At 43.4% G+C, this 10892-nt stretch carries 9 protein-coding genes; 6 read left to right on the forward strand and 3 right to left on the reverse strand.

Annotated elements, in window-relative coordinates; all coding sequences use genetic code 11:
* Window positions 1–252 precede the first annotated feature (252 nt).
* Entirely contained in the window at window positions 253–1896 is a 1644-nt protein-coding gene (locus tag AC4E96_RS05270; RefSeq protein ID WP_490255115.1) for a M28 family metallopeptidase, read from the reverse strand.
* Window positions 1897–2050: 154 nt separating this feature from the next.
* Here AC4E96_RS05270 and AC4E96_RS05275 point away from each other — a divergent pair, with 154 nt between their 5' ends.
* Window positions 2051–2596 carry a TlpA family protein disulfide reductase gene (locus AC4E96_RS05275; protein WP_488033355.1) on the forward strand — a complete coding sequence of 182 codons (546 nt, stop codon included), beginning with the start codon at window positions 2051–2053 and terminating at the stop codon, window positions 2594–2596.
* A gap of 212 nt (window positions 2597–2808) precedes the next feature.
* Here AC4E96_RS05275 and hslO read toward each other — a convergent pair whose 3' ends face one another.
* Together hslO and hslR are read right to left on the reverse strand one after the other, a co-directional pair.
* Complete coding sequence (gene hslO / locus AC4E96_RS05280) at window positions 2809–3702, reverse strand: Hsp33 family molecular chaperone HslO (protein ID WP_490255116.1); 894 nt, start codon at window positions 3700–3702, stop codon at window positions 2809–2811.
* A 21-nt stretch (window positions 3703–3723) separates the two neighbouring features.
* Window positions 3724–4119 carry a ribosome-associated heat shock protein Hsp15 gene (gene hslR / locus AC4E96_RS05285; protein ID WP_488033357.1) on the reverse strand — a complete coding sequence of 132 codons (396 nt, stop codon included), beginning with the start codon at window positions 4117–4119 and terminating at the stop codon, window positions 3724–3726.
* A gap of 184 nt (window positions 4120–4303) precedes the next feature.
* Between hslR and gspC the strand changes: the two genes are divergently transcribed.
* The 5 genes from gspC (at window position 4304) to gspG (ending at window position 10827) form a co-directional block, all read left to right on the forward strand.
* On the forward strand, window positions 4304–5326 hold the full coding sequence (gene gspC, locus AC4E96_RS05290) for a type II secretion system protein GspC (RefSeq protein WP_490255117.1): 1023 nt from the start codon (window positions 4304–4306) through the stop codon (window positions 5324–5326).
* An 82-nt stretch (window positions 5327–5408) separates the two neighbouring features.
* A complete protein-coding gene (gene gspD / locus AC4E96_RS05295) occupies window positions 5409–7484 on the forward strand; it encodes a type II secretion system secretin GspD (RefSeq protein ID WP_490255139.1) in 2076 nt (691 codons plus the stop codon).
* On the forward strand, window positions 7484–9100 hold the full coding sequence (gene gspE / locus AC4E96_RS05300) for a type II secretion system ATPase GspE (protein WP_490255118.1): 1617 nt from the start codon (window positions 7484–7486) through the stop codon (window positions 9098–9100). Before gspD ends, gspE begins: the two co-directional genes overlap by 1 nt.
* Window positions 9100–10320 carry a type II secretion system inner membrane protein GspF gene (gspF, locus tag AC4E96_RS05305; protein ID WP_488033360.1) on the forward strand — a complete coding sequence of 407 codons (1221 nt, stop codon included), beginning with the start codon at window positions 9100–9102 and terminating at the stop codon, window positions 10318–10320. The genes gspE and gspF overlap by 1 nt, the downstream gene beginning before the upstream one ends.
* A gap of 57 nt (window positions 10321–10377) precedes the next feature.
* The gene (gene gspG / locus AC4E96_RS05310) at window positions 10378–10827 is read left to right on the forward strand and encodes a type II secretion system major pseudopilin GspG (RefSeq protein WP_488033361.1); all 450 of its coding nucleotides are present in this window, start codon (window positions 10378–10380) and stop codon (window positions 10825–10827) included.
* Window positions 10828–10892 lie beyond the last annotated feature (65 nt).

Below are 10892 nucleotides of genomic sequence, written 5' to 3' on the forward strand. Positions count from 1 at the left end.
TTGATAGTGAATATAGTTTGAAAATGCACTTGTTGCAAATGATAATTATTATCAATTGGTGATTGGTGATTGGTGATTGGTGATTGGTGATTGGTGATTGGATCGTATTGTAATATTGGCAGACCATTAGGCGAGTAGGTCAGTGGGGGCGTGTGCCTGTAGCAAATAATTAGGCCGTATGCAGGCATAAAAAAAGAGGCTATAAAGCCTCTTTTTAATTGATTCTAATTGACGTTTAAGTAGCTAATTAGCTTACTTGTCTTTGTTACCAAAGGTATTACCAAAGAAGCTGTCTGCGTTCCACGTTGGACGTTGGTCTGCGTTTGCTACTTCTTTACCAATGCTGATGTTAATTTCAGTGAATAACTCAGCAGAGTTGTAGTTGATTGGTAAATCTAATGAGTCACTTGGCTGATGGTAGTGCTTAGCAAAGAACTCACCCCACACTTTACCGCCGTCTTCACCTTCTGTTTTAGACGTAAAACCAGTCATTAAAAATACTGCTGGTACACCTTGTTTTACGAAGTTGTAGTGATCAGAGCGAGTAAAGATAGCTTGCTCTGGCATTGGATCCGGGCTTAATTTGATGTCGTGCTTGGCAGCCGCGCGCTCTACCGCATCACCCATTGAGCTGTGGTTTGCACCGAAGGCAATGATGTCTGCAAAATCGTATAACAATACTGGCATGTCTAAGTTGATGTTAGCCACCATGTCGTTAACAGGTACTGTTGGGTTGTTGGCGTAGTAGCTAGAACCTAGTAGACCTTTTTCTTCACCTGTTACAACAGTGAACAATACTGAACGACGTAAAGGTTCACCTTGTGATAAAACACGAGCTGTTTCTAACAGAACCGATACACCAGACGCATTATCCATCGCACCATTATTGATACGATCTTTTTTACTTACATCACGTGCGATACCAATGTGATCTAGGTGAGCAGTGAAAACAACGTATTCGTCTTTAAGTGCAGGATCAGAGCCTTCTAAAATCGCTACCACATTTGGAGAAGTGATTTCTTCATGCGTTGACTTAGAGGCAAGTGAAACGGTCGCGCCAAGGTCAAAGCCTTTTATTGGTTGGTTTTCAGTGTCTGCTTTATAAATTTCTTCTAAAGCAACAGGCGCGTCAGCAAATAAGACTTCAGCGGCGTCTGTATTTAGGTAAGCACCCATTTTAATGTTTTCATAACCGCCAAATGGATTACCGTCTTTGTCTAACCAACGCAACGATGGACCATTTAAGTAGTTAAGAGATGTGGCATAAGGACGAACTTTCTCACGCTTAGGTGTATGTAAAGAAATCACACCTACAGCACCGCGTTCAGCCGCAAAGCGCGTCTTTTCACGATTTAAGTGTGCGCCTTCTTCAGATGGCCACGCTTCAGGGCGACCGCGTAAAGTCACTACGATCTTACCTTCAACATCTAGACCTTCGTAATCGTTGTGATCAAATTCTTCTGAAACAATACCGTACCCAACAAATACCGTTTCTGCAGTGATTGCTGATTCAGTGTCCGACAGGTTGGCGCTCATTAGGAACTGCTTTGGGTAACTGATCTCAGTCTCACCCTTCGATGTCGTGATCACCGCTTTTGGACTTTGTTGATCCAAGAAACCTTTGCGAAACGTCACTTCTTGCATATAAGAACCGTCGTCACCAGCAGGAGTTAAGCCCATTTTCTTGAATTCTGTTGCGACATAAAGTGCCGCGCGCTCATAACCTTTACTGCCTGTGTCACGACCTTCTAACAAATCGTCGGCCAAAAATTCCAAATGAGCTTGGATGCGAGTTTGTTCGACATCAACCTTAGCGGTCTCAACTGGCTTGTCTATACAAGCTGCAGTTAATGCGACGGCCATTGCGACGCCAACACTTTTTAGTATTGTTTTCATGATTTTTACTTACTTTGAGTTTGGAAATCAGTATTCTAGTTTACACACATCGTTCAATTTTAAAACGAAATGAGACACTAAAACGAGGCATAGCAGTAGCATATTATATACACCAGCATATGCTTATTACGTAGGTCAATAATAAAGGAAAACCATGAAATCACCTATCAATCTCATCGCATTGACGGCTCTATTCATCGGGTTTGTTGTATTCTTTTTCTTAAACAGTAAAACGACGGGCTCGGAGCACGTTGATTGGGCGGTAGGTAATCAACCAACTAATTTTGTTTTACCGCAATTTGTTGAGGGAAAATTGGACAAGGAAGTGTCATTGTCACTTGCTGACTATCGTGGAAAGGTGGTCTATGTCGATTTTTGGGCGAGTTGGTGCAAACCCTGTATCGCTTCGTTTCCAGCCTTGGATGCGCTTTACAAAAAGTACCAACCGCAGGGCTTTGAGATTATTGCCATCAACTTAGACAACAAACCTGAGCTTGCAGAAACGTTTTTGTCATCACATCCTGTTTCATATCCGGTGGTCTTCGATGATAAAAACCTAAACCGACAAGTCGGTATCAATGCAATGCCCGTTGCTTATTACATTGATAAAAAAGGTACAATTAGACTTATTCACAGCGGCTTTTTTGAAGGAGATGAAAAGAAAGTCGAAAAAGCCATTCAGGTGTTGCTCAACGAGTGATGGACTCAAACGTTAATTGGCGTGGCCGTTTCGATAACCATAGCTAGATATAGCAATTGGTATAGCGAAGCAAGACTCACTTTAGGCTGAGCATAAAAAAGACCTCCAAGGATGGTACCTGCAGAGGTCTTTTTTGTGTCTTACAACAAACCGCGTCAGTTAAATAGTAAGTAACGCACTTTCTACAGGGCTTTAAAACTACCCCAAAATGATTAATTAACTGAGTCAGTCTCGTTTTCTGGGCCATTTGTGCCACGGAAGATACTTTCTACGTCAATTTCATCAAACGTGTATTCGGTCAAACAGAACTGACACGTAATTTCGATGTTTCCGCGCTCTTCGACTAAAGCTTTGGCATCGTCGTACGTTAATTTAAGAATCGCATTACCGGTTTTTTCACGGCTACAGCCACAGCTATAAACCACAGGTTGAGGTTCGAACATTTGTGGATTGTCTTCGTGGTATAAACGAATTAATACTTGCTCTGCATCTAACTCTAATAACTCTTCGTCTTTAATTGTATTTGTTAGGGCTTCTAGGTGATCAAAATCTTGTGATGCTTTTTCTTCAACTGGAAGTACCTGCAACAACATACCTGCTGTTTTGCATTGTGTGTCGTTAACGTCAGTGGCAAGCCAAACGCGTGTGCGCAACTGCTCAGATGTAACAAAGTATTCTTCGATGCATTCTGCAAGTGTTGGTTTGTCTAGTGCAGCCACACCTTGGTAACGTTCACCACCTTCTGGAGCGATAGTAATCACCATGAAACCAGAACCAATCAAGTCTTGGATAGTGCCTTCTTGAATGTCATCGGCGAATTTAGCCGCCGCACGCATGGTTTGGTTGTGGTCGCCATTTACTACGGCATAGCTAAGTGGACCGTCACCTTGAATTTGAACACTGATGTCACCTTCAAACTTTAACGTCGCTGTTAACAAAGACGTCGCTGACAATAGCTCACCTAAAATGCGCTTCACTACACTTGGGTAGTTGTGGTTTTTTAGCATTTCAGTATATGCGTCAGTGATTTGTACCAATTCACCACGAACATGGTGATCTTCAAATAGGTAACGATGTAACAAATCTTTATTTTTTGGTTCAGTCATGAAAGGTCTACCTAACTAAAATTATTCGAATAAATCAGAATTCTTGAGATTTAATAACGTACGGCGCTGTTTTTTATCGGGCTTGGTATCTGGTCTTGGAGAAAATGCCGCGCTGGATTGACGCGCGAGTGCTTGTTTCTCGCGGTTCTCGATACTTTCTGGTGTCTCTTCATAAAGCGTTTGAGCGATAGTGAAGTTGCGACGTTTATCAGACACTTCCTTGATAATCACCACTTTATCATCAAAGCCTTGGCGGATTTTTACTTCAGCGCCGGCTTCGACTGTCTTCGATGCTTTACATCGTTGACCATTATATTGAACTTTTCCGCCATTGATCATGTCAGTAGCTACAGAACGAGTTTTATAAAATCGTGCAGCCCATAACCATTTATCTAATCGAACTTTTGAATCTGTCATGTTATGTTTCAGTAATGTTAAATGTGCGGTAAAAACGCGCGGATTTTATCATAGGTAGTGATTTTAAACTACTTGAAGGGTTATACTCGATTTTTTTGAACAAGACTCAAGCAATTTGCGTTTCACTTTGTTAGTGTTAGCGCCGATCATCGAATGTCATGTAGTCGCCGGAGAATAATAATAAATGGAATCTTCTCGATTGATTGAGCAGATTAGTCAAACAATAAATAAAGCGCCGCAAGCCTTAATTGCCAAAGTTCTCACTGTATTGCTTGTCATATACAGCGCTTATTTGGTGGCGTTTACTACGTGGCAGTTTTTTGCGAGCCCTGTCGATCACGGTGTTGTCACATATGCGCCTTTGTCTAATGATGCTTCAGATAATGAAGCGAGCCGTGTTAACGTCAACCCTTTGCTTGCGATTAACCTTTTTGGCAAAGAAGAGGTAGTTGCTAAAAAACCGATGCCAAAGCCAACCACTAAAGTCGCTCCCAAAACGAGACTGGCTTTGACCTTAACGGGTATCGTTGCAGACAACAGCAGTAACGTATCTGCGACTTCTGTGGCAATTATTGAATCTCGAAACTCGCAAAGTACCTATGGTATTGGTGATGCAATTGAGAATACTCAGGCAAAAGTGGACCAGATTCTTCTAGACCGCGTCATTTTGTCGGTCGGTAGTCGTTATGAAACCTTAATGTTAGAAGGTATCGAGTATTCAACCACGATACCTGGTTCTGCGGATGAGCTAAAAGACAACATAGACGTGGATTCGATTCGCGTTCAAGCGAAACCAGAGGCCCGCCGCCCAACAAGACAACCCAATCGCGACAAACATTCCACTCGTCCAAATCGTCCTAAGCCAAGCAAAGTGGATAGAACCGCTGACGTCGAATTGGCAGAAGATTTGAGAGAACAGCGTGAGCAGCTGTTTGAAGACCCAAAACAGTTATTAGATTACATCAACATCACCCCACAACGACAAGCGGGTGAGCTATTAGGTTATCGATTGAGACCAGGAAAAGACCCAAGTTTATTTAACCGGGCTGGCCTCAAACACAATGACCTAGCGATAGAGATTAATGGATACGATTTAACAGACATGCAACAAGCATTGTCTTTGATGCGTGAACTGCGAGAAATTACCGAGGCCAACATTACCGTGCTTCGCGATGGTTCACCTGTACAAATAATTTTGGCCTTATAAGCCCTGGAGTTTTAATTAAATGGGACCTCTTTCTTCACACTCAATAAAGGTAACTTTTGTTTCGGCGCTGTTATCACTAGGGATGTTGACGACGGCAATGACCTCAACAAACGTCCACGCGACTCAGTATTCGCCGAATTTTAAAGGTACTGATATTAATGAATTCATTAATATCGTAGGTAAAATTTTAAATAAGACCATCATTATCGACCCTGCGGTTCGAGGTAAGGTGAATGTGCGTTCTTACGACTTACTGACTGAAGAGCAGTACTATCACTTTTTCCTGAATGTCCTTGAAGTCTATGACTATGCGGTTATCGACATGGGTGATGGGATCTTAAAAGTCGTTCGTGCTAAAGACGCCAAAAGCTCACCAACGCCGGTTGTTACGGACGAAAACCCAGGTCAAGGCGATGAAATGGTGACCCGCGTTGTTTCAGTTAAAAACGTATCGGTCCGTGAACTAGCGCCTTTATTACGCCAGTTAAGTGACCAATCGGGTAGTGGTCACGTAGTTCACTATGAGCCAGCTAATGTCGTCATGGTGACAGGTACAGCAGCGATGGTGAACCGTATGGCGGACATCATTAATCGCGTTGATACTGCAGGTGACCAACGAGTCGTGATTGTTAAATTAGAATTTGCGTCTGCAGGCGAGATGGTTCGCATTGTAGAAAGCATTTACAAGAGTTCAGGTGCAAACAAATCACAACCAGACTTCTTGATTCCAAAAATTGTTGCGGATGATCGTACAAACAGTGTCATTGTTACGGGTGAACGCGAAGCGCGTGAAAAAGTGATCGAACTCATTAAGCGCTTAGACTCGGAGCTAGAGTCGACAGGTAATACTAAGGTGTATTACTTAAAATACGCTAATGCAGAAGAAGTCGTCCAGGTTTTGACTGGTGTTTCAGACTCGATTGCTGCTGATAGCCAAGGCGGTACTAAACAAGCGACAGGCCGCACACGAGCGAGCTCGTCAAAGCGTGATTACTCTATTCAAGCACACCCAGATTCTAACTCTTTAGTTATCAATGCCGAACCAGACATGATGCGTTCGCTTGAGCAAATTATTCGTCAGTTAGACGTTCGTCGTCAGCAAGTTCTTGTTGAAGCGATTATTGTTGAAGTCTTTGAGAGCGACGGTATTAACTTAGGTATTCAGTGGGGCTCTGAAGAGTTTGGATTCACTCAATACAATAATGGTGTGACGCCAATTACGTCTATTGCTGGTGCAGCTTATGTAGCTCGAGACAAAACAACACAAGAGTTTATTAATACTTACAACTCGGAAGGTGCGCCTGTCCAACAAGAGGTAAGTAAAACCGTCGAGGGTGACCCGACGGCACTAGCACAAGTCCTTAGCGGCGTTACAGGCTTTGCAACTGGCATCGTAAAAGGTGACTGGGGTATGGTGCTACAAGCTGTGCGTAACAATACAAATACAAACATCTTGGCAACGCCTTCAATCACAACTATTGATAATGAAGAAGCGTCTATTTTGGTGGGTTCTGAAATCGCCATTTTAACGGGCTCGACAGCGGGAGCGAATAACTCAAACCCATTCCAAGAAGTCGACCGTAAAGAAGTAGGTATCAAGCTGAAAGTCACGCCTCAAATCAATGAAGGTTCGGCGATTCAGTTACTCATCGAACAAGAAGTATCAAGTGTCAGTGGTGCAGTAGGTGTTGATGTGGGTATTAACAAACGCTCTATCAAAACTAATGTCTTAGCCGAAGATGGTGGCACGATTGTCATCGGTGGTTTGATTGATGAAGACGTTCAAGAAAGTGTGTCAAAGGTTCCATTATTAGGTGATATTCCTATTTTAGGTCACCTGTTCCGTTCGACGGGTACAACCAAACGCAAACGCAACTTAATGGTCTTTATCCGTCCACAAATTTTACGTGATGGCCGCAGCGCACTTGATGTGAGCCAACGCAAATATAACTACATGCGTGCTCAACAAATTAAAGAAGACGAAGATGGTGTAGAGCTAATGCCAATGACGGACCAGCCTGTTTTAAAAGAATGGGAAGGAAAGTTAGAGCTTCCACCGCGCTTTGAAGAGTACATGAAGGAACAGGAAGAGGGTACCAAGCCAGCGCCTGTCAGCTCAGAGAAGAAATACGACTCGTCGCAAAGTGAGCAAAACTAATGCAAAAAGAGCAAGCAGATAGCATGGAAACAGATGCGCTGTCGGCCGATAACAGTGCATTAGAGCAAAAATTAGGTGCAGAAGAAGCGTCTTTTGTGAACAACGCCGAGCTTTCTGACATCGATGAAGAGCTTGAAGAAGCAGAAGCGAATCAACGCTTACCATTTGGTTTTGCCAAACGTTTTGGAGTGATGATTTCATACACGGGTGAGCAGCCTGAGTTATTGATCAAGTCTGATACACAAATGCCTGCGCTCATGGAAACGCGCCGTCTACTTGGTGAAGCATTGCCGTTTCGAGTCGTGTCTGATGAAGAGTTTGATTTAACTATTGAGCAGGCATATCAACGCAATGCATCCGAAACTCAGCAGTTGATGGAAGACATCGGTAACGAAGTCGATTTGTTTTCAATTGCAGAAGAACTACCAGGTACAGAAGACCTTTTAGAAAGCGAAGACGATGCGCCGATCATTAAACTTATTAACGCGACTTTATCTGAAGCCATCAAAGAGGGTGCGTCCGATGTTCATATCGAGACCTTTGAAAAGTCACTCGTTATTCGTTTTCGAGTTGATGGCGTGTTACGTGAAGTCTTATCACCAAACCGCAAGCTAGCCTCATTACTTGTTTCTCGTATCAAGGTCATGGCGCAACTCGATATCGCCGAAAAGCGCATCCCTCAAGATGGCCGTATTTCATTAAGAATCGCTGGTCGCGCCATCGATGTTCGTGTTTCTACCATGCCTTCGACCTACGGCGAACGAGTGGTAATGCGTTTATTAGACAAAAATAATGCGCGTCTTAACCTGTCTGATTTGGGTATGGATAAGCGCAATGAAGAACAGTTTGGTCAGTTACTCAGAAAACCACACGGTATTATCTTAGTTACCGGTCCTACGGGTTCAGGTAAAAGTACGACCTTGTATGCGGGCCTTTCCGACATTAACAGCAAAGATCGCAATATTCTTACGGTTGAAGATCCTGTCGAGTATGAACTACCAGGCATCGGTCAGACGCAAGTGAATCCAAAAGTCGACATGACGTTTGCTCGTGGTTTACGAGCGATTCTTCGTCAAGACCCGGATGTGGTCATGATTGGTGAGATTCGTGACTTAGAAACCGCCGAAATCGCGGTTCAAGCCAGTTTGACCGGTCACTTGGTTATCTCGACTTTGCATACGAATACCGCTTCTGGCGCGATTACGCGTATGGAAGACATGGGCATTGAGCCATTCTTATTATCCTCAAGTTTGTTAGCTGTACTGTCTCAGCGTCTAGTCAGAACCTTGTGTAACGAGTGTAAAGAACCGGCTTCGCCAGACCAATCTGAGCGTGAGCTAATGGGCTTGTCGGAATCTGAGTCTTGCACCATTTATCATCCAAAAGGCTGTGACAAATGTAACTTCAGTGGTTATCGTGGCCGTGTTGGTATCCATGAATTACTTGTGGTCAACGAGCAAGTCCGTGAACTTATTCATAACGGTCATGGTGAACAAGCCATTGAAAAATACGCTCGTGCCCATGTTCCTAGTATTCGTGATGATGGTATTAGTAAAGTAAAAGCCGGAATGACCACATTAGAAGAGGTCTTGCGCGTGACGCGTGAGGACAATTAATGGCGGCATTTGAATATAAGGCTCTGAATGCCAAAGGCAAAACCGTCAAAGGAATTTTGGAGGCAGATACTTCCAAGCAAATTCGCCAGCAGTTGCGTGACAAAGGACTTGTACCTCTTGAAGTAAACAAAGCCAGTCAAAAAGAGCAGCAGGACTCAAGTGGTTTTCAGTTGTTTCAGCCTAAAGTATCGACCACTGATTTGGCACTTATAACGCGTCAATTGGCGACGCTTGTTGGTTCGGCATTAACGATTGAATCTGCCTTATTGGCCGTCGCTGAGCAATGTGACAAACCACGCTTAAAAAGAACCATCATGGCGATTCGTTCTAAAGTCGTTGAGGGTTATACCCTAGCCGACGGCATGAAAGAGTTTCCGTATATTTTCGATAAGCTATTTCGTTCAATGGTGGCCGCTGGTGAAAAGTCGGGACACCTCGATGAAGTCCTGAACCGACTTGCCGATTATACCGAACAACGCCAAGCGACTAAAAGCCAATTAACTCAGGCGATGGTCTATCCAATAATGTTAACGATTGCCGCGATTGGTATCGTTGCGTTCTTGTTAACGTCTGTCGTGCCACAAATCGTCAGTCAGTTTGTTGACTCGGGCGCTGCGCTTCCTGGCTCTACTCAATTCTTGTTAGATTTAAGCGGCTTTATCACTTCTTATGGCGTGTTTGTGGTCATTGGAATCTTGTTATTTTTAGTAGTGATGGAACGTTTGTTAAAGCGTCCAGCAATTAGACTCAAATTTGACAAAATGTTATTGAACTTACCGCTCATTGGAAGGGTCGTACTAGGGGTGAACACAGCTCGATTTGCTCGTACTTTAAGTATTTTGACCTCAAGTGCGGTTCCTATTTTGGAAGGCATGCGAATCGCCGGACAAGTGTTATCAAATAGCTATATACAGCAAGGTGTGCAAGAAGCAGCAGATGCAGTTCGTGAAGGCGCATCACTAAAAAATTCGCTTCAACAAACCAAGATTTTTCCACCTATGATGATTCACATGATTGGCAGCGGTGAAAAATCTGGTGAGCTAGAGCACATGCTTTCAAGAGCAGCCGATAACCAAGACAACGAAATGGATGCCACGCTCAAAATTAGTTTAGGTTTGTTAACGCCAATGATTGTATTTGTGATGGCAGGCATGGTGATGTTTATTTTGATGGCCATTTTGCAACCTATCATGCAAATGAACAGTCTCGTTGGTTTGTAACAAGACTGATTTAAGATACGATTAATTTAGAATAAAAAATAACAACTGGAGTAAGCAGTGAAAAAATTTCAAGGTAGTCAAAACAAGGCGCAACGCGGCTTTACACTTTTAGAAGTCATGATCGTAATTGCGATTTTGGGCATGATTGCAGGCTTAGTTGTACCAAACCTTATGGGTCAAACAGACGATGCCAAAATCCAAAGTACGGCGATTGAGATCCGCAATTTGGAATCGACGCTAGACATGTACAAACTAAAAGGTGGCATGTACCCAACGACCGAGCAAGGCTTAGAAGCGTTAGTAATGCGTCCTGAAATCGAACCGATTCCACGTAACTACCCAGATGCAGGTTACTTGAAGAAGGTGCCAGTAGATAAATGGGGCAATGAATATCAGTTAGTAAGCCCAGGTGAAATGGGTGTCTATGACTTATTCTCTATGGGCCCAGATGGTGAAGCCGGTACCGAAGACGACATCGGTAACTGGAACGCCGACGAGTTTTTATAAACCGCACTTCAATAGTATTCAGCGCGTGGCCTATTAAAAGTAGGCCATACTCTGATCTTTCAGCT

This window comes from Psychrosphaera sp., assembly GCF_982872775.1.

Excerpts from the sequence above, each read along its gene's own strand:
- gspE (WP_490255118.1), top strand. The coding sequence starts at position 7,484 with ATGCAAAAAGAGCAAGCAGATAGCATGGAAACAGATGCGCTGTCGGCC.
- hslO (WP_490255116.1), bottom strand. The coding sequence starts at position 3,702 with ATGACTGAACCAAAAAATAAAGATTTGTTACATCGTTACCTATTTGAA.
- AC4E96_RS05275 (WP_488033355.1), top strand. The coding sequence starts at position 2,051 with ATGAAATCACCTATCAATCTCATCGCATTGACGGCTCTATTCATCGGG.
- AC4E96_RS05270 (WP_490255115.1), bottom strand. The coding sequence starts at position 1,896 with ATGAAAACAATACTAAAAAGTGTTGGCGTCGCAATGGCCGTCGCATTA.
- hslR (WP_488033357.1), bottom strand. The coding sequence starts at position 4,119 with ATGACAGATTCAAAAGTTCGATTAGATAAATGGTTATGGGCTGCACGA.
- gspC (WP_490255117.1), top strand. The coding sequence starts at position 4,304 with ATGGAATCTTCTCGATTGATTGAGCAGATTAGTCAAACAATAAATAAA.
- gspF (WP_488033360.1), top strand. The coding sequence starts at position 9,100 with ATGGCGGCATTTGAATATAAGGCTCTGAATGCCAAAGGCAAAACCGTC.
- gspD (WP_490255139.1), top strand. The coding sequence starts at position 5,409 with ATGTTGACGACGGCAATGACCTCAACAAACGTCCACGCGACTCAGTAT.